The 19,178-nt window shown below is 60.6% G+C and carries 17 protein-coding genes and 1 pseudogene; 7 read left to right on the top strand and 11 right to left on the bottom strand.

Going from position 1 to position 19,178, the window contains the following annotated elements:
* Positions 1-22: 22 nt before the first annotated feature.
* The 6 genes and pseudogenes from FHX15_RS09905 to FHX15_RS31740 form a co-directional block, all read right to left on the bottom strand.
* Entirely contained in the window at positions 23-502 is a 480-nt protein-coding gene (locus tag FHX15_RS09905; protein ID WP_210290644.1) for a GNAT family N-acetyltransferase, read from the bottom strand.
* Positions 503-528: 26 nt separating this feature from the next.
* Positions 529-1,326, bottom strand: coding sequence for a glycosyltransferase family 25 protein (locus FHX15_RS09900; protein WP_184396182.1), 798 nt, complete (start codon positions 1,324-1,326; stop codon positions 529-531).
* 91 nt (positions 1,327-1,417) lie between these two features.
* Positions 1,418-2,209: a YdcF family protein gene (locus FHX15_RS09895; RefSeq protein WP_246778913.1), complete on the bottom strand. Its 792-nt coding sequence runs from the start codon at positions 2,207-2,209 to the stop codon at positions 1,418-1,420.
* A gap of 109 nt (positions 2,210-2,318) precedes the next feature.
* Positions 2,319-3,005: a glycosyltransferase gene (locus FHX15_RS09890; RefSeq protein ID WP_184396179.1), complete on the bottom strand. Its 687-nt coding sequence runs from the start codon at positions 3,003-3,005 to the stop codon at positions 2,319-2,321.
* A 48-nt stretch (positions 3,006-3,053) separates the two neighbouring features.
* Complete coding sequence (locus tag FHX15_RS31745) at positions 3,054-3,926, bottom strand: 3-deoxy-manno-octulosonate cytidylyltransferase (protein ID WP_409527008.1); 873 nt, start codon at positions 3,924-3,926, stop codon at positions 3,054-3,056.
* A 210-nt stretch (positions 3,927-4,136) separates the two neighbouring features.
* Positions 4,137-4,799, bottom strand: a pseudogene (locus tag FHX15_RS31740) (glycosyltransferase family 8 protein); the annotation flags it as partial.
* 489 nt (positions 4,800-5,288) lie between these two features.
* Between FHX15_RS31740 and FHX15_RS09880 the strand changes: the two are divergent.
* From FHX15_RS09880 to FHX15_RS09865, 4 genes are all read left to right on the top strand, one after another.
* Positions 5,289-6,230, top strand: a complete 942-nt coding sequence (locus FHX15_RS09880; RefSeq protein ID WP_312861817.1) for a glycine betaine ABC transporter substrate-binding protein — start codon at positions 5,289-5,291, stop codon at positions 6,228-6,230.
* Positions 6,227-6,886 (top strand): L,D-transpeptidase, encoded by a 660-nt coding sequence (locus tag FHX15_RS09875; protein WP_184396170.1) that lies wholly within the window; start codon positions 6,227-6,229, stop codon positions 6,884-6,886. Before FHX15_RS09880 ends, FHX15_RS09875 begins: the two co-directional genes overlap by 4 nt.
* 29 nt (positions 6,887-6,915) lie before the next feature.
* On the top strand, positions 6,916-7,236 hold the full coding sequence (locus FHX15_RS09870; protein ID WP_184396167.1) for a hypothetical protein: 321 nt from the start codon (positions 6,916-6,918) through the stop codon (positions 7,234-7,236).
* Positions 7,237-7,493: 257 nt separating this feature from the next.
* Positions 7,494-9,875 (top strand): calcium-binding protein, encoded by a 2,382-nt coding sequence (locus FHX15_RS09865; protein ID WP_184396165.1) that lies wholly within the window; start codon positions 7,494-7,496, stop codon positions 9,873-9,875.
* A 354-nt stretch (positions 9,876-10,229) separates the two neighbouring features.
* On the opposite strand, the gene FHX15_RS09860 is transcribed toward FHX15_RS09865, so the two are convergent.
* Entirely contained in the window at positions 10,230-11,393 is a 1,164-nt protein-coding gene (locus FHX15_RS09860) for a M20 aminoacylase family protein (RefSeq protein ID WP_184396162.1), read from the bottom strand.
* Positions 11,394-12,187: 794 nt separating this feature from the next.
* On the opposite strand from FHX15_RS09860, the gene FHX15_RS09855 reads away from it, so the two are divergent.
* Entirely contained in the window at positions 12,188-13,108 is a 921-nt protein-coding gene (locus FHX15_RS09855; protein WP_184396160.1) for an ornithine cyclodeaminase family protein, read from the top strand.
* 219 nt (positions 13,109-13,327) lie between these two features.
* On the opposite strand, the gene FHX15_RS09850 is transcribed toward FHX15_RS09855, so the two are convergent.
* Positions 13,328-13,903 (bottom strand): DUF308 domain-containing protein, encoded by a 576-nt coding sequence (locus tag FHX15_RS09850; protein ID WP_184396157.1) that lies wholly within the window; start codon positions 13,901-13,903, stop codon positions 13,328-13,330.
* A 156-nt stretch (positions 13,904-14,059) separates the two neighbouring features.
* Here FHX15_RS09850 and FHX15_RS09845 point away from each other — a divergent pair, with 156 nt between their 5' ends.
* Positions 14,060-14,632, top strand: coding sequence for a TetR/AcrR family transcriptional regulator (locus FHX15_RS09845; protein ID WP_184396154.1), 573 nt, complete (start codon positions 14,060-14,062; stop codon positions 14,630-14,632).
* 100 nt (positions 14,633-14,732) lie between these two features.
* Here FHX15_RS09845 and FHX15_RS09840 read toward each other — a convergent pair whose 3' ends face one another.
* The 3 genes from FHX15_RS09840 to FHX15_RS09830 form a co-directional block, all read right to left on the bottom strand.
* Positions 14,733-15,527 (bottom strand): transglutaminase domain-containing protein, encoded by a 795-nt coding sequence (locus FHX15_RS09840; RefSeq protein WP_184396151.1) that lies wholly within the window; start codon positions 15,525-15,527, stop codon positions 14,733-14,735.
* A 236-nt stretch (positions 15,528-15,763) separates the two neighbouring features.
* Positions 15,764-17,524 carry an adenylate/guanylate cyclase domain-containing protein gene (locus tag FHX15_RS09835; protein WP_184396148.1) on the bottom strand — a complete coding sequence of 587 codons (1,761 nt, stop codon included), beginning with the start codon at positions 17,522-17,524 and terminating at the stop codon, positions 15,764-15,766.
* 271 nt (positions 17,525-17,795) lie between these two features.
* On the bottom strand, positions 17,796-18,527 hold the full coding sequence (locus FHX15_RS09830) for an SDR family NAD(P)-dependent oxidoreductase (RefSeq protein ID WP_184396145.1): 732 nt from the start codon (positions 18,525-18,527) through the stop codon (positions 17,796-17,798).
* An 81-nt stretch (positions 18,528-18,608) separates the two neighbouring features.
* Between FHX15_RS09830 and FHX15_RS09825 the strand changes: the two genes are divergently transcribed.
* Positions 18,609-19,001 carry a helix-turn-helix domain-containing protein gene (locus FHX15_RS09825; RefSeq protein WP_184396142.1) on the top strand — a complete coding sequence of 131 codons (393 nt, stop codon included), beginning with the start codon at positions 18,609-18,611 and terminating at the stop codon, positions 18,999-19,001.
* The last annotated feature ends 177 nt before the right edge of the window (positions 19,002-19,178 follow it).

The raw sequence follows: 19,178 nt of genomic DNA, 5'->3' as shown, positions 1-19,178 counted from the left end.
TATGTCAATCAGTGGTATCATGTTACCGTCCCGATACGGCCTCAATCAGCTGCCGCCTCATGAAGTGGCTTATGGGCGTCGCCGTATAGGGTGCAAAAGGCTGACATGGCTTGTACCCGCCGCGACGATACAGTTGTTGTGCTTCGATGTTGCGTGTTCCAACTTCGAGCAGCATGGTCTCTGCTGCGAGCGTCAGGGCCTGAGCTTCCGCTCGCCGAAGCAGTGCCATACCGATACCAGCACCCCGCATACCGGCATCCACGATCATACGCTTCAGTTCCGTGGTGCCGTCACCTCGCTCAAACAGCACACAAAGTCCGACCGCCCTGTCGGCGAGACGCGCGATGAGTACATGCGTACCCGGTTTTGCCAGCGACTCCGCAGTGATCGGCCGACGGTATTCGCCCGGATAGAGCGCTGCGGCGACAGAATCCGACTGCGCCAGAAGCGCCGAAACTTCGTGCTGCAGCGCCGGTTCGATAGTGACGGAAACTTCAGACACCACGCCGGCACTCACCTCGTGCCCACCTAAGCTGATTTCACCACGCCGGCATTAAACCTGGAGCGATCGACAAGAACATCTCTCTTCTGCCCCACGAAGAAGCCGAGGACGAGATTCCTCGCCTTGATGCTTTCGAGCTCCAGCCGGCGCGCGAGCTTGCGCAGCTTGCTGAGCGGCAGGAAGACTTGGTCCTTTTCCGGGCGAACGAAATCGCCGCTCTCGGCCTCACCTTCCAGAAATCGCTGCTGGATCACCGGCGCCGGCTCGATCTGATAGGCTGCAAGCCAGGAGCGGTGCCAGAAATGCGCATCGATCAGCGAATAGCTTGTGGTGTCAGCCAACGCGCGTTTTGCCGCCTCGGGGCCGATGACATAGCCCGCGGTCCCCACCCGGTTCTGATAGACGCGGGTCGCGCCGAAACGGCCGGCTTCGTCCTGCCAGGCGCGCTGGCGGTTGAGGATATGGCGGCGCGGCGCAAATTCGAGGTCGTAGACGTTGTTCCAGGCATCCTTGCGAGCCTCGATAGCGGCAATAACGGCCGCGATATCATCTGACAGCACCGCATCGTCTTCGAGAATGAGCGTCTTTGCGCCATGCTCGATCACCGCTTGCCAAGCCTTGCGATGCGACAGGAAGCAGGCAATGTCCTGCCGCCGCGTCGGGCTCGGCCAGTTGCTGGCAGCGGTCTGACACTCCTCGGCCGACAGGTCCGCCGCTTCGAATGCGTCGAAAAATTCGAAGGTGAGGCCAAGTGCGGCCAGTTGCCGGATCTGGAAGCTCCGCCGAACCTCGTCTGCCTTGCGGCTGATGATCAATATTCTCAAGTGAGCTCCCTGGCGCTCCATGCCTACCATATCAGCGCACATATAACTATGTTTCGAGGCGCGCAAAAGGGTTCCGATGCAAGCAGGCCGCTCATTGCGGGTAAAGCGTCGCAACACGGCCAGCGAAATAGTAGGCGACGATGCCGATCCATTCGCGCACGCCGGTGCTCAGCAGCCCGGCATTGATGAGCGGATAGGCGACCGTCACCTTCAGGCCCTCCTCTCCCGTCGTGCGGTAATCGGCGACCCAAGGAGTGACCTCCATGCCGAGATTGCGGAAGATCGCGACGGCCCGGGGCATATGGAAGCCCGACGTCACCAGCAGGCAGCGGGAAAGGTTCAGCCGCTGCAGGATCACGCGAACATTGATGGCGTTTTCATAAGTGTCGCGCGATTCCGCGTCATATTCGACGCGGGCCGGATCGATATGGAAATCGTCGAACATCCGGCGAATGACATCCGCTTCCTTCATCCCGACGCCTTCAAGGCTGCCATCGCCGCCGGACATGATGACCTTCGCATTGGGGTAAAGGCCGGCAAGCCGCACCGTCTCGATATAGCGGTCACCGCCATCATCGAGATCGTAGCCGCCGCGCGCGCCGTCGACCAGCGTCGGGATGCCGCCGCCGAGCACGATGATGCAGGCGACATCGGCGGGTGCTGCCGGCCGCGGAAAGCGATCTTCGAGCTCCTGCACGATCAGCGCGCCCGCCGTGGTGTAGAAGCTGACGAAGACGAGCAGCAGCGACAGCAGCCCCGCGGCAACAGCGAGCCGCCGGAAGGAAAAGAGCATCAGGAACACGCTCGCCGCCATCAGGAGGAAACAGATCGTCACCGGCTGGGAAGCGATCCAGAAAATCTTCGCGAAGAAAAACATGGGCATGCTGGGGTCCTGCTGAAACGCGGCCACGAAACCTTATTCGTCTGCCGCCCGCAAGCCCGGTTTTGAAGCGCCCCCAGCTATGAAGGCGCTCACCATATTCCGGCACCCGTCAGCCCCGCTGCTGGACGTATAGCATGCGCTCGCGCGTGGCGAACCACTCCTCGGCGTAATCGTCATCGCGGTATTCGTCGAAATAGGGTCCGCCATCGGTGAAATGCACGATCTTGGCGTCATCGCGCTTGTCATATTCGTTGACGAGATAGTTCCAGGTGACTGGCAACTCGCCGATCAGGTGGTCGCCGTCCAGCCACTTGAACTGATGGAGCTGCAGCCCGGTCGCGGTGTTGACATAGTCGGGCGTCAGCGCCGTGCATTTCGCGTTGTTGAAGAGGATCAGGCTCGACCAGTTCTTCTTTTCGTATTTCGTCTGCACCTGACCGAAAAACTTCGTCTCCACCTTCGGCTGATAATCGTGCTTGACGCACATGAGCGAATGGCGATCGTCGCGCAGCGCCCAGAGCTCGGCAATATCGGTGCGCGCCAGCATGTCGCAATCCATGAACAGGCTCCAGCCCTGATACTGGCTGAGATAGGGCGTCAGAAAGCGCGAAAAGGAGAACTCGGTCGATTGAAGGGCGTTGCGCTCGCGCGTGAAGATGCTCTCGATATTGCGCAGGTAGATCGGCGTGATGCGCACCGGCAGGCTCGACTTTTCGAGGATGCTTTGAGAGAGCACATGATGGGCGATAACTTCCTTCGAATCGAAGCCAACATAGATGTTGACGATCTCGGTCATGTCATTTTCTCCTTGGCACAATTGCTTGGTCACGAATGTCGGCCGCGTTCAGGAAGCCTGCTTCGCCTGGCGGTCGAGCGCGCGCTGCTTGCGGGTCTTCGGGCGCGCCTTGCGAAAGGCCTGATCGAGCGCCCGCTGCCATTTGGTGAGCGACATCAGCCCGTCGATGAGGGTGAGCGCATGATCGAGGCGGGTGGCCAGCGCTTCGTTGATCGCAGCCTGGATCTCCCCGTCTTTCGCATCCGGGAAATGTCGGTTCAGCATGTCGAAACGTGACGGGCCGGCATGCTCGGCGCTGGTAATGGCGCCCCGTTGCGCGAGAAGCCGAAAATAGATCCGCTCGAAGGTCCAGTCGTGAACATCGAAAACCTTCCAGCGCGCGCTGCGCTTGCCGGAAAATCCCGCCAGCACGATTTTCGGTTTCAGCTGAAGCTGCTTCATCCAGGCAACGAGCGCAAAGCCGCTCGTCGGTATCTTGTCCGGCGGATAGTAGCCGGCCATCAGCGGTTCGAGATCGCCGTGCAGGACCTTTGCCCCGTTGAATGCGCTTGCGGGACTGAACCGTTCTTCCGGCGCAGTGCGGATATTGAGGATGCCGAGGAATTTGTCGGTGGTGAAGAATTTCAGAACGTCGGCGACCTCGCGCCGGTGGACGATATTGGCGCCCATCATCCCGCTGCGTGCCACGAGAATGGCATGCCCCGGAAAGCTGTCGTCGAGAACCTTGTATACCTTGTTGAAGAACACGAACAACGCATCGTCGGGATATTCGGTCCGGATCGTCTGCAGATCGAGTGCCTCACTGTTGGCGACCAGAACGATATGCGAGTAGCGGTCGAAGAAGGCCTGCCAGCCTTCCGCGCTCTGCGTGTGAAAACGGTCGCTTCCGCTTTGTGCGGCGCCGGGATAGTTGTCAGACATGACGTCTCCGTTGCTGGCGCCGAAATGCGCCTTCAGATGCCGGGAGCGGTTCATCGCGCCGGCGCACTTGCCGAGGGCCAGGAGGTAATCGGAGGTTTTCTGGAAGCTGCTGCGCCGGCTGACGAACCCCGCCCAATGCGTCTTCGACAGCATCTCCCAGTAGATCCCGGCATAGAGCGAATGCCCCGCCTGGACGGAAGCATGCCAGGGCTTACGGCGCCCGGTGAAATGCACCAGCACGGGATGGGTGATATAAGGCATGATGCCCGTCTGGACATTCCATCGGTTGTCCAGCCGCTGCCATTGGCCGCTAAAAGCGATGTTGAGAATATCCTGGTCGTTGAAGGCAAAGCTCCGCCCCGAACACAGAAGCGACCGCGCCGTCTCAAAGAAACCGCCGGCCCGGACGGCGGCGCAATCCAAGAGAAAGACCCCGGCATTGAAATAACGCGATCCCGGAGCAAGACCGAGCTCACGCTCGCGCTGTCCAATCTTCTCGGGAAAGGCGGTGACGTAATCGTCGACCGCGCCGATCGCCTTGCCGTGCAGGTCGGCGTCGAATATCGGATCGACATTGCCGACAGCCAATATATCGGCGTCGAGATAGAGAATGCGCTCCAGCCCCTCGCCCATCAGCCGGTCGAGATAGAGGCGCGCAAGCGTCGACTTGCGCCAGCGACCCTCAGTGCCGGGCGTATCGGCGGGAAAGGCGAAATCGATGACCTCGATATCGACGCCGTTGACGGTATTGAAATCAGCGACATTGGCCTTCTGCTCGTCGGGCAGGTCGATGCCGATGACGACAAGCTTCATATCTTTCTGTCGACTGTTGCGTGTCACAGACAGAAGCGCGCAACAGGCCGCCGGCAGCATGCCCGTATCCGTGAATGTGTACAGGGCCTTGCTATGCATGCCCGCCAGCCGTTGATTTCAATCCCGCGGCTCCCACTCAAGATATGAAGCGTTGAATGAGATCGGCGCCCTGCCGACATCGGCTGATCGCTGGGAACTCTGAGAAAACCCTGCGGTGTTCAACGGCCTCAGGGGGATGACACTATGCGCAGAGGAGTCTTGTCAACTTTAGTTGCTAATATTCGAATATTTTTTTCTCTTTTTATACGAATATTCTTTTATGGCTATCGATAGAGGCGGCCGCGACCTCCGGAAATCTGAGGAGCGCCCCAGCGCCAGCGCTCTCTGAGCCCGACAACCCCCACGAATTTACGCCAGAGTTTACGGTAACGTACTTCCCCGGCATGCGCGTAATATGTTTAGAACTTCAACCGGCTGGGGAGCGGAGGAGTTTCTGTGAGACATCGTCAGGAAAAGAACCCGCAACGGCCCGGCTTTCGTGCGAGGGCGATACTTGGGGCAGTGGCATCCATCGTCATCGCATCCGGCCCCGCTTGCAACGCCCAGGCGGCCGAACTCGTCATCGCCGTCCCGAACTGGCCCTCCGGCCAGGCGACGGCCAATATGTTGAAGGTCGCGATCGGCAAGACATTCGGCCTCGAGGCAGACCTCCGCGAGATGGGAGAACTCAATGCGTTCGCCGGGCTGGAATCCGGCGAAGTCGATATTCATCCGGAGGTCTGGCGGCCAAACCTCGATGCGGCAGTCGCCAAATATGTGGATGAGAAAAAGACCGTCGTTCTGGCCGGCCGCGCAGTTGCCGCCTGGCAAGGCCTCTGCGCCACCGAAGATGCCGAAAATGCCGGCATCAAAAGCATCAAGGACCTGTCGGATCCGAAAAAAGGCGCATTGCTCGACACGGATGGTGACGGCCGCGGCGAGCTATGGATCGGGGCCGAGACCTGGACCTCGACAGCCATCGAGCGGGTGCGGGCCAATAGTTATGGCTATGCCGCCAATCTCGAACTGGTCGAGGCAGAGGAAGATGTCGGCATGGCCGCCGTCGATGCCGCGGTCGCCACCGGCCGGCCGATGGTCTTTGCCTGCTATGCGCCGCATAACGTCTTCGAACTCCATAAGGTGACGCGACTGGAGGAACCGGCCTACGATCCCGCTCGGTGGCAGATCGCGCCTGGCAGCGATCCCCTTTGGATCGAGCATTCGAAGGCGGATGTCGCCTGGCCACCTTCCTCCTTCCATATCGCCTGGTCGACCGCCTTCGGCGCCAAACACGCCGATATCGCCGCCTTTCTGGAAAGGGTCGACCTGACGCCGCAGGAAGTGACGGCGATGACCTATGCGCTGCAGGTGGAGCGAATCCCGCCTTCCGACTATGCGGAAAAATGGGTGGCCGATCATGCCACCCGCATCGATGGGTGGGCCAAGCCATGAACCGGACGTTCAAAATATCAGCCCTTACCTCCCTCGCCGCCTCGCTGGCCGCCTTCGTGGCGCTCGCAGCCCAGACGCAGATCTACGATCCCAAGACCCGGCAATGGGTCGACTACGACAAGAATACGGCTCGCAAATACTATGCCCGCAATAAGCAGGTTCCCGATGCCTTCCGCCGGCAGGTCGTGACCTTCCGCACGGCAGAAGAGCCCGGCACGATCATCATCGACGGCAACCAGCATTTTCTCTATCTCGTGCAGCCTGGCGGCCAGGCGATCCGCTACGGCATCGGGGTCGGTCGCGAAGGTTTCGGCTGGGCCGGCATCGTTCGCGTCGGCCGCACCGCCGAATGGCCGACCTGGACGCCACCCGCCGAAATGGTGGCCCGCGATCCGAATGCCGCCAAGTGGGCGGCCGGCCAGCCCGGCGGCCCCGACAATCCCCTCGGCGCCCGCGCACTTTATCTTTATGCGGGCGATGCCGACACGATCTACCGCATCCACGGCACACCGGAATCCTGGACCATCGGCCTCGACGTGTCCTCAGGCTGCATCCGCATGAACAATGACGACATCATCGACCTGCATTCGCGGGTGAAGATCGGCGCCAAGGTCATCGTCCTCATGCAAGGCGCCGCCCTCTACAAGGGTGTTTGAATCGAGGGCGTCTGAAACAGGGGAAAGATATGCACCTTTTATTGAAGAGCCGACCGCTTCCGACGCTGATCCTTGCTTCGCTATCGGCACTTGCCGCCTGCCAGTCGTCTGCCCCGCCGACGCCGGATCAGATGTCGCGCAATGCTGTCGAGACCGCGCCTGCCGACTTGCAGCTGCTCTGCGCCGACGCGGCTGCCAAAGAGGCCGGCCTCGACCGTGCCAAGGTCCTGCCGACGGGCTCACGCCCGGTCGAAGCGGGCGGCTTCAGCGTCGATCTCAACGCCTCCGGCCGCAAATTCGCCTGCGTGATCGACAGAACAGGCGTGGTGCGGAGCGTTCAGGCGGTGTGAGGCGGTGGCAACTGGGCTCGCCCGTGGACACCCCTCTCTTCTGCAGGGCAGAGGGTGCCCCAGCCGCAACGCAGGAAGAGTTAGACCAGCTCGGACCATTCGCTGCCGCTGCTTTGCTGGTCTACCTTACCCTCCCTTCCGAAGGTTACCGGAACCGTCGGCTAATCTTCAAAAAAGAACGGTATAGTAGCAATACGCATCTGATCTGCAGCAACGCATCCGTTTTCTCGGTACCATCTATCTGAGGAGGAAGGTAAATGCCGTTTGTGGAATCTCAGGTCAACAAGTTCACCGCCAACTTTCAGTATAGTGCTGCGACCACCCAGCTGCCGGACGGTGGATGGGTGATCACTTGGGCATCGATGCTGGAAGATGGCAGCGGTGCTGGAATCTACCAGCAGGTCTTCGACGCGACGGGCTCCCCTTCCGGTCCCGAAACTCGCGTCAACACCACCGTCGAAGGCAACCAGGACATGCCGGCCGTGACGGTCCTTGCCGATGGCGGCTGGGTGATCACCTGGGGAGAACAGGGAATCTCCACCCCTGGCGTCCATCTGCAGGCATTCAATGCGGACGGCACGCCACGCGGCGGCGAGACCCAGGTCAACACCTATGAGGGTGCGGGACAGGGGTTACGATCGGTTATGGGGCTTTCCGACGGAGGCTGGGTCGTCAGCTGGCTGTCGGCAGGCCAGGACGGTTCCGGATACGGGATCTATCAGCAGGCCTTCGCCGCTGACGGCAGCAAGATCGCTGGAGAGACCCGGGTCAATACACACACCGATGGAAACCAGTGGCAGGGCTCGATGGCGCCACTCGACGGCGGCGGCTGGGTCGCGACTTGGTCATCGCCTGGGCAGGACGGTTCCGAAACCGGCGTATTCCAGCAGATCTACAATGCCGACGGCACGCCGTACGGCGGGGAAACGCTCGTCAATACCTACACCAATTCCTATCAGGACAGCCCATCCATAGTGGCACGCGACGGCGGCTGGGTCGTCATCTGGGAATCGCTCGGCCAGGACGGCTCCAGCCGCGGAATCTATCAGCAGGCCTATAATGCCGATGGAACGCGGCTCGGCAGCGAGACGCAGGTCAATACCACGACCGACGGCAACCAAGCCTATCATGGCTCCGCTGCATTGGGCGACGGCGGCTGGGTCGTGATCTGGATTTCGGGCGACGCCCATCTCATGCAGCAGGCCTACAATGCGAACGGGACGCCGCAAGGCGGCGAGACCCAGGTCGATACTGACGGGACATATCCAGGGAACCAGAAGGTGACTGCTCTTTCCGACGGCGGCTGGGTGGTGACCTGGATGGTGATCGGCAGCAGCGAAACCTTTTACCACGTCTACCAGCAGGCGTTTAACGCCGACGGGACGAAAAACGGCGACGAGACGCTGCTCAATACGCTGACCCACAGCTACAAGGATGTTCCCCAGGTCGCTGCGCTCGATGATGGCGGTTGGATCGTCAGCTGGGCATCCGACAGTGATTACAACGATGTTCAGGGATATGACTCCGGCATCTTCCAGGTCCGCTTCGATGCCGACGCCCATGCGGTGGAGCTTCCGAGCAACCGCATCTACGGCACCTATCCCGACAAGAACCTGGTCGGCACGCCTGCAGACGACGCGATATATGCGAGCTCCGGCAACGACACGCTGGCAGGCCTTGCGGGCAATGACCATCTGGACGGAGGATACGGCCACGACCGGATGACGGGCGGCCTGGGCGACGATACCTACATCGTCGACACCCAGGCCGACAGGGTTGTGGAGCTGGCAGGACAGGGTACCGACACGATCCTTGCCCAGGTGAGCTACTCGCTGGGGGCCAATGTCGAGAACCTCGCCTTCGTCGCGGAGGGCAATCTCTATGCGAGCGGCAACGCCCTCGACAACGTCATGACGGGGAATAGCGGTAACAATAGCCTCGGCGGTGCTGCGGGAAGCGACACGCTTTCCGGTCTCGATGGCAACGATTATCTCGATGGCGGCGCCGACAACGATAGGCTCTCCGGCGGCTCCGGCGACGATATACTCGCGGGCGGCACCGGCGACGACACTATGGATGGCGGGGATGGAAACGACAAATACAAGGTCGACAGCGCCGGCGACGTCGTCCACGATACCGGAAACGGTATCTTGGATTTCAACGATATCATCTATTCCACGGCCGAAACCTATTCGCTCGCCGGAACGGGCGCCGAAACACTGATCCTTCAGGCGGGCGCCGTTACCGGCATCGGCGACAGCGGCAACAATCAGATAACAGGCAATGCCGCCGCCAACACGCTCGTCAGCGGCGGCGGCAGTGACGGCCTGGCCGGCGGCGGCGGCGCCGATACGTTCGTTCTCGCCGGACCCAGTCCATCGAACTTCGTTTTCATCAGCGACTTTGGCGCCGACGATTTCTTGTCGTTCCGGTCCAGCGATTTCCAGGGAATGACTGCATCCACGCTGGACTTCCATCTCGGCAAAACCGCCATCGGCACCGAGGCCCAGTTCTACTTCAATACCTCCGACCGCACGCTCTATTGGGATGACGACGGCACCGGAGGAGACGGCGCTGTTGGAATTGCCCTGCTCAACGGAGCCTATGTCCTGCAGTCCGGCGACTTCCTGTTCGCCTGATCCTGTTCGACTGATGAAACGCCGACAGCGGCAGGCAGGACTTTGCGAGGAGAAATGGCAGCCGTTTATGCGGCCGTTTCTTTTGAGTGTTTCAGCGCCGGTTCGCCCGGAACACCCCCCTCTGCCCTGCCGGGCATCTCCCCCACAAGGAGGGAGATTTGCTGGGCGCGCCGGCTTCCCCAATCAATGAGCGTTGCAAACTGCGCGACGTTAGTGATCTGCAAAGGTCAAGCCACTTGCCGATCTCCCCACCTGTGGGGGGTCCGAAGGACGGGTCGAGACCCGTGGCTCGACCCCGGCAGCCCGGCAGGGCAGAGGGGGGTACCACATGGCACAACCTCTCCAACATCACCCCTACCTTCCCCCAAGCTCCTGCCCGACCAGCGACAGCCAGTATCGCACCCCATGCGCAATCGCCTGGTCGTTGAAATCATAGGCCGGATGGTGCAGGCCGGCACTATCCCCGTTGCCGATCAGGATCATCGCGCCGGGTCGCTTTTCCAGCATATAGGAGAAATCTTCCGCACCCATCGACTGTTCGTACGCCGCATCCACCCGGCCCTCCCCGGCCGCGCGCCGAGCCGCCGCAACGACCGCCGATGTCCTGCCGGCATCGTTGACCGTCACCGGATAGCCCGGCCGCCAGTCGATCTCGGCTTCCGTCTCGAACAGTTTCGCGGTCCCATGCACGATATCGCGAAACCGCTGCTCGACGGCCTTTCGCGTCTCTGGCTGCATGGTGCGGATCGTGCCGCCGAGGCGCACAGAAGCGGGAATGACATTCAGTGCCTTGTCGTTGCCGGCCTCCGAGAAGGTGACGGAGACGACGACGGGATCGAAGGGATCGGTAAAGCGCGAGGCGATCGATTGCAGCGCCGTGACCATATGGGCGCTGACGAGAACAGGATCGCGCGTGAGGTTTGGCGAGGCCGCATGCCCGCCCTTGCCGTTGATAGTGATGACGAAACGGTCGGCGCCCGCCATGAAAGGGCCGGCACGGGTGGCGAAAGCCCCGATCTCCAGGCCTGGCTCGTTATGCATGCCGTAGACCTCGTCGATGCCGAATGTTTCGAGCAGCCCCTCCTCGATCATCACGCGCGCTCCGCCACCGCCCTCCTCCGCCGGCTGAAAGATCAGCACAACCTTGCCGGCGAAATCCCTGTTTTCGACAAGGCATTTGGCGGTGGCAAGCAGCATGGCCGTGTGCCCGTCATGGCCGCAGGCATGCATGCGGTTGGCATTTCTGGAGGCATAGGGAAGATTGGTCTGCTCCGACATCGGCAACGCATCCATGTCGCAGCGAAGCGCAATCGTCTTGCCTGGCCCCTTCGTACCCTCGATGACGGCAACGACACCGGTCTTGGCAAGCCCGGTCGTGACGTTTTCGCAGCCGAATTCGGCGAGCTTGCCCGCCACGAAGGCCGCCGTCTCCGGCAGATCGAAGAGCAGCTCCGGATTCTGATGGATATGACGGCGCCAGCCCTTGGCCTCCTCGGCGACGGCTTCGATAGTGCTCATGCTGGTATCCTCGTGATGGTGCGGTCTGGCGAAGACGCCTGACGACGGAAGGTGAGTTGGTGTGAGACTAGCCGCGCAGAGGGTGGTTTGCCAACGGGAAAGGGCTCGGTATGAAATTAGATCCGAAATCTCCCCCGGTAGGCATCTCCCCAAAATCCGAGTTTGCTTTAGGTACCTGTGCCACCCCCTCGCCCCTCATCTCTGTCCCCGCATGCTATTAACATACCCTCTTGACCTAAAGTGCACTTAAGGTTGTAGGGAACCTTTCGAGGCATGACAACATAAGCGATTTTCTCGATGGGCCGCGGTCAGGATAACGGATGGTTTTCTTCAGATATTCAAAAGTCCGGTACTCCAGGGGACGCGCGGCGCTCGCGGCTATTGCTTCGCAATCCTTTGCAATTGCGTTCCTCGTGCTCATGTTTCGTTCGATCAGTACCTATAGCGCAGCATCAACTCACTCCGTCTCAGAGTTTGTGACAGCGATCGTTGGCTTTGAAATTGGTCTTTTCTACGCTGTATTGGCCTGGCCGCTAACGGTTCGACGCGCCATGCTCGTTTTTGTCGTAGCAGTCGCGTTCGCAGCGTTTTACTGGGCAGTTTCCCCGGAGCCCGAAGACCGGTGGCTTGCCCAAATCATAGCTGGCGCGGGGGTTGGACTCTTATCCGCAGTTGCATTTCGATGGCGGTTTTTCACGCCGCCTGCTTTTCCGAGGGTGCGGTGACGCTTGTATCCGGACACCCGCGATACGCAATATCAGGGCAACTTCTCTCAATCATCGGAAGGCGCAGTAATGGTCAAACTGCTCGGCGATAGCGACCTCACCGGCCAGGATGTGATGGCTAGGGCAATCGATGTCATGGAACTGGCCTTTCGAGCGAGGCTCGATAACAAGATCGTATCGCCACCAAGGCATCACGTGTCCTTCGGAGAGCACGGCGATCTGGTGTTCACGGTGGGAGGGATTCTTGGCGAAGCTCCACTGGCCGGCTTCCGTGTGTACGACACGTTTCAGAATTCGAAGCAGTCTCAAATCGTCGCTGTCTGGTCGCCAGATAAGGGGCGACTGAAAGGCCTGGTTCTTGGGGAACGTCTCGGTGCCATCAGGACTGGCGCAATTGGCGGCGTGGCGATACGGCATCTGAGCTCGGAGAATGCGAGATCTGTTGCCGTGATCGGTAGCGGTGTCCAGGCCCGAACTCAGCTTGCTGCGGCCGTAGCAGTGAGAACGATATCCTCTGTTCGTGTCTACAGCCGAGATTTGGTCAACAGAAAAGCTTTCGCCCAGGAGATGCAACGCGATCTCAATGTAGAGGTCACGCCTGTCGAGAGTGTTGCGAAAGCGACGACGGATGCCGACATCGTTATCTGCGCTACGTCAAGCCGGAGCCCGAAATTACATGCTGCAGATCTGACGCCGGGCGCTCACGTCAACACAGTTGGCCCCAAGCTTGTTGAAGGGCATGAAATTGGGTTCGACGTCGCTGATACTGCTAAGATCATAGCCACCGATGCACCCGAACAAACACGGGCCTACGCGTCGCCTTTCTTTCTAGCCGGCACACGACACGAAAATCGAATGGTCGATCTGGCCGAGTTCGTTTCTATCCCCAGCAGGACCCGGTCTTCGTCACAGGACATTACCCTGTTCTGCTCTGTTGGGCTCGCCGGAACCGAGGTGCTGTTGGCATCGGTTTTGCTCGACGCATTTTGACCTCATAGATATTTCCGCGGCTTACGCGCGGTAGCTGCGTTCCTGTAACGGCACCGTCGCTCGCGCTGGTGCTCGTGATCGATGCAATCCGACCAAGCTCTCCGGACCACGCGCACGTCCGGCGCATGGTCCCGAGAAAGTGGGCTCGATGCCATGCTTAAAAATCCCAGGTTCTGACGGCCACAAGGGATGTTCCTGCATGGCGCTGGATTGCGCCCTTCACCCCTGCACAGCCGCCTTCCGATAGGCCGCAACCGTCATCCACACTGCCGACAGCAGGAAATAAAAGGCACCGAACCCTGCATAGGGCGCAATGTCGAGAATGCTCGGTACTGCGGTTCCAAAGGCACGGCTGATCATGAAGCCGCCCGCGAGCGTCGATTGCGCGCCGCTGAGGACCATCACCCATTGCGCCCCATATAAACGCCAACGCCTCACGGCTGCTGAAAGCTGCAGGAGGCCGGAAAGGATCGCCCAGACGCCGAAGACGGCGAGGACCGCATAGGTGCTGTTGAAGACGGCAATGATGACGGCAACCGTGGTAATCGTGCTGACCGCGACGTTGAGGGACTGGGCAGGATTGACCTTCAGGCCGCCGTTGACCCTGGCGTCCACGAGGTTCGCCACCGCATCCCAGGCCGGATAAATGACGAGCAGCACGGAGGCAAGCATAGATTGGCTTCCCGACATAGTAGCTGAAAGGATGGCCGCAATAATCCAGCCGATCGAAAACAGCGCTCGGACGAAATAATAGGATCGCAGCCAGTTCGATTGCGAAGATGATTGGTTCTGCATGACAGGCTCCTTGTTTGTCTTCCTACTAGTAGGTAGATATATTTCGGGAGTCAACCAGCCGTGGGCCGCCTAACCGTGCTGGCCCAAACACATATCCGTGAAATCGCCCGAACAGGTAAACTTGACAGGCTCCCTACCAGCAGGTAGGCCAGCATCATGGAACAGACGACCTCGGAAAAAATCCTTGATGTGGCGCAGAACCTCGTCGTGGCGGGAGGCTATAACGGTTTCAGCTATGCCGATATTTCCGATGCGATCGGCATCCGCAAGGCGAGCATCCATCACCATTTCCCGACTAAGGCCGAATTGGTGCAGGTCCTCGTCGACCGCTATACGCAGCGCGCCGAAGCCGGCCTCAATGCGCTTCGCGAACGCGTCCCCGGTCCTGCAGGGCAGCTGCAGGCCTACGTGAATTATTGGCGGACCTGCATCCTCGACGCGACAGAACCTTTCTGCGTCTGCGCTATGCTCGCCAGCGAAATGCAGATGCTGCCGGATACTGTCGCATCCCACGTGCGCCGGCATTTCGAGAATCTCGCCGCCTGGCTGACATCAGTGCTGAAGGCCGGCGCCGAGCAGAAGCTCTTCCGGCTTGCCGGATCGCCCGAAGAGGAAGCGCAGATCCTGATGGCCTCGGTCCATGGCGCCATGCTGTCGGCCCGCGCCCTCGCCGACCGCAACCTGTTCGCCGCGATCGTCGGCCCGCAGCTCGCCCGGCTGAAGGCGTAGAGCGCAGCGCATCCAACTGCGTCTACCAAGGGCGCTTCGCCCCTTTGAACCCACGTATCAAGATTTCCCGAAAATCGGTATCCGTTTTCGGGCCGGTGCTTCAGGCCAGCCAGTCCGGCTTGCGGGCGACAAGCGGCTGATGCGGGCGGGAGGCGAGATCGTCCAGCCATGCCAACTCATCATGCGGGACCAGTCGGCCTGCCTCCGGCGCCTCGCGCCAGCGATCCCATTCGGAGGTCACGCGATCGTTGAGGACATGGTGGTCGCGCAGGACATTGACCTTGAGAAACCACAGGCCTGTCGTGTTCTCATGCCCGAAGCTTGCGGGCTCGGCCTCGCCGCGACGGCACGTCAACCACGCCTCCCCCGCCATCAGAAAAGCGTTGCGGGGCATGTCCGCGGCATCGAATTCGATATGCATTTTGCGCCTCAGCATCGCGTCTATTTGCGCGTCGGCAAGCCGCCACCTACCGGTCTCGCCATCCTGATATTCGCAGATCCAGTGATCTTCCCATCCCCCGGAGAAATAGGACGCGAAGCCGCAGCGCACACGCGCAGGAACGCCCTTGCCCCGCAGAAAAGCGCAGAGCATGAGCGCGAAATCCCGGCACGTCCCGACGGATCGCCTGTCGGCAGGGCGGGCCTGACCGAGAGGACGGTCGTCGCGCTTCATGATATCGGCAAGCCGCTCGGCAATGGACAGGGTCTGCCGTGCGGTCGGCCCGAGCGTCGATGCGTCGAGACCATAGTCCGAGAGCCAGCTGGAATGCAGCAGAAGGCCCTGAACGATGCCGGCCAGATGCCCGACCTCGTCAGGGAAAGAGGCGATGGTTTTCGCGTGGAGGCCAGGGTCCGACATCGGCATGTGGGCAGTCCATCGCTCAAGGCTGGTCATGCTGGCGCTCCGGTTGCTCTCGATGGGGCCTAGCCAAATCGATCCGCGACCCGCCGGCAAGGTCACGAAGCGGCAAACCGGTCACATCGCCGCATGATATTTTTCAAGGAGCTCCCATCTGCAATTGGACGAGAGATTGCGGCACGCTTCAGAATATCCCCGACTCCTCGTGGGCGGGAGCGCGATTTGGCCGGCAACGACGCGCCGGAGCCGCCGAGCAGATGCCCTAGCGATCCTCATCGCAGGAACAGCGATTTCTTCCGAGCCGCAGGCTTGCGCGGCGTCGACGGCAGGCCGGCGTCGCAATTCCGCTCAACGAGGGTTTCGGTGACGGACTCCTCCGCATAGGTTTCCTGCATCCGAATGTAGACCGCTGACAGGCCCGGATCGAGGGAAAGCGCCTCCCGAACCAGGAATTCCGCCTTTCCGGCGTCGCCGCAGGCCATGCTGGCCGCAACCTGGTAGAGCGACTTGCGCCTGGTCTGGAAGGGCAATGTCAGCGCCACCTGCATCATCTCCTCGAAACGACCGAGCGCGTAGAGGGCCGCCACCCGATCTTCGGTGATCCAGACCGGCAGGAAGGGATCGAGCGTCTCGGCGCGATCGAGCATCTCGAGCGCGTGCTCGGCCTCGCCCGCGTAGACATAGAAGGCCGCGCTGCGGCCGAGAATATAGGCGTCGTTCGGCGCAAGCTCATGGGCGCGAATGTGATGGTAACGCGCCGAAACGAAATCGCCCGACTTCATCTTGATCGCGCCCATAATGCGGTGGGCTTCCGGGTCGGACGGGTCGAGGGCGAGCGCGTGCGCAACCTGCTGTTCGGCCTTTTGCATGTCGAAGCTCGGCAGGTTGCTCCACGAGCAGACATGCATCGCGAAGGGACGGCCGAAACCGGGGTCGGCAGCCATCGACCGCTCGAACCAGGCCATGGCTTCATGGATGTGAAAATCCGAGACGCCCACCAGACGGTGATGGTCGAGACCCCGCAGATAATACTCGTAGGCCGTCATGTTTTCCGGCCGCTTCAGCCGCGCTGCCGCAAGTTCCGACTGCTCGATGCGTCCGGACACGGTTGCTGCAACACGCGCGATGATCTCATCCAGCACATCGAGCAGCTCGCCAAATGGACGCTTGATGCGATCCGACCAGATGACGAGGCCTTCCGCGGTTTCCGTAAGGGAAATATTGATCCGCAGGTCATCGCCCGCTTGCCGGATCGAGCCGCTGATGACGTAGCCGACGCCGAGCAGGCGGCCGATCTCGACCGGGTCTTTTGTCGTCAGTGCGGTTGCTGCCGAGCGGGAACTGACGAACAGCCCCTTGAGGCGGCTGAGCTCGAGCGTCAGGTCGTCCGTAATGCCCTCCGCCAGGAAACATTGGTCCGCCACTGCGCCGGGCGCCACGTCGAACCGCGCCACGGCGATCGAGTTGGATCGAGGAGCCTGAACGGCATTGGGGGCGGATCGCGTCGGCGCGAACTGAAAGACGTGACGGTCTATCAGTTCGGTCACCCGGTAAATCCGGATCGGCTCCAGAATTCCCTTCAGCTGCCGTTCGCCGACATCTTCGAACCCGCAGGGCGAGACCCGCCGGACCTGATCGTAGAGCAGTCCTGAGACCTCGATTGCGCCAGGCGGCGCAGACGCCTCGATGCGCGCGGCGATATTCACTCCGTCGCCGCGCAGATCCGAGCCAACGACGACGACATCGGCGACATGTAGGCCGAACCGCATATCGCCGCCGCTCGCTCCAGGCAGGGCTGCGATCTCGGCGCGCGCTTCGATGGCGGACCGGAGCGCATTGACAGGGCTGGCGAATTCGGCAAGCAGGGCATCGCCCGCCGTGCCGAAGACGCGGCCTTCATGGCGCTGGACGACCACGCGAACGGTTTCGAGGACGGCGTCGATCCGGCTGATCGCTCCCTCTTCGTCCGTTTCCATCGCGGGAGTGGAGCCGACGAAATCCGCGACCATGATCGTCGCCAGCTTGCGCTGCATTCTCGATCCCTCCCGCTGCAGAAGCACGTGATGGCGCAATGTAGCACATTCGCGAGCCTCGATGTTCTGCGATTGGCAATGCTATCGGCAAGCAGGCCGGTTATTGGCCGCTTTCGGCCCGAAGCGGGCGCTTCACGAGAGATGAACGGGTCCGTGGAGAACAGAGTCGCTGACATGATCGCAGTCGGTATCCAGTGTCTTTTTCCATCTCGAACGCTTTCAATTACTGTACCCGATCTCCTCAGATCGGGTACAGCGTTTGGAGGTAAGCTTAAACCTGCCGCAAGCCGCCGTCGACGCAGAGTTCGGCACCAGCGATGTAACTCGCGTCATCGCTCAACAAGAACAAGGCGGCCGCAGCCACTTCTGAAGGCCGCGCCATTCGCCCCATCGGGATCGGAGCGACAAGCGCCGCACGCATGTCTTCCGGAACCGCAGCCATCATTTCCGTATCCGTTGGACCTGGCGCAACAACGTTGACGCGTATACCCTTGGGCGCGAGTTCTGCCGTCCAGGTTCGGGCATAGGAACGAACGGCTGCTTTGGTGGCGGCATAGGTTCCGTACGAAGCGTAGCCCGCACTATCGGCGATGGATCCGACGAGGACGACCGACCCACCTCCTGTCATTACGGGGAGAGCAGCCTGCAGACCGAAAACCATCCCGCGGACGTTGACGCCGAAGTGGCGGTCGAAGTGGTCTGGCGTTATGTCGGCGATTTGCGCGGGCTCGGAAAGGCCTGCATTCAATACGAGCGCGTCAATACGGCCGCATGCTTCGCGCACTTTTTCGACAGCCTCCACCATATCTTCGGGCACACTGGCATCGGCGGCAATGCCGACCGCGTCATTCCCGATACCCTTGGCCGCCTTCTCGGCATCTTCACTTCTGCGACTGGTAATGAAGACCTTCGCCCCTTCGGCAGAAAGCCGCTCTGCAACTGCCAAGCCGATACCCTTGGCGCCCCCGACGATCAGGGCAACCTTGTTACTCATTCGAGCCATCGTGAATCCTTTCAATTGATGGTCTCGTCATGATATACGTCCTATATCTGGTATCAATTACGCACCTGAAGTAGCCTAGATATGAACGAGTATACTGGCTTGGAAGCACTTTCTCAGTCCGCCTTTGACGACATGGCACGGGTTCGCCCGGTGCTCGACAAGATCGCCGATAAATGGACGATCCTGATACTGACAGTGATCTGTCCCAAACCCTCGCGCTTCAACGAGATCAAGCGGCGTCTCGATGGGATCACGCACAAGGCTCTGGCCGACGCTTTGAAGAGGCTTGAGCGGAACGGCCTTGTGACGAGAACCGTACTCCCAACGCAGCCGATTGGCGTGGAATATGCAATTACTCCACTAGGCCATTCACTACGGGAGCCGTTTGAAGCGCTGTGTTCATGGGCAGCAGCCAACGGCGACAAGGTCGAGGCGGCCACACTCCGCTACGACAACACGGGAAATCGTCGCTGACAATGTCGCTATGACCGCTTCTGACACATAGTCATGCCAATCGGGCAGGCGCAGCTTGAGTGAGATCAAGGAGAAATCCTGTTACTGTGCCACATTGCCGGGCGCATAAAGGGCGCATAACGGACGCCTGGCGATGAATCTAAGCATCGATCCTGCGCATCCAAGAGAAAGCCCAAG

This window comes from Rhizobium sp. BK650, from assembly GCF_014195325.1.
Classification (GTDB): domain Bacteria; phylum Pseudomonadota; class Alphaproteobacteria; order Rhizobiales; family Rhizobiaceae; genus Rhizobium.
This window is presented reverse-complemented; position numbering and strand designations above follow the sequence as displayed.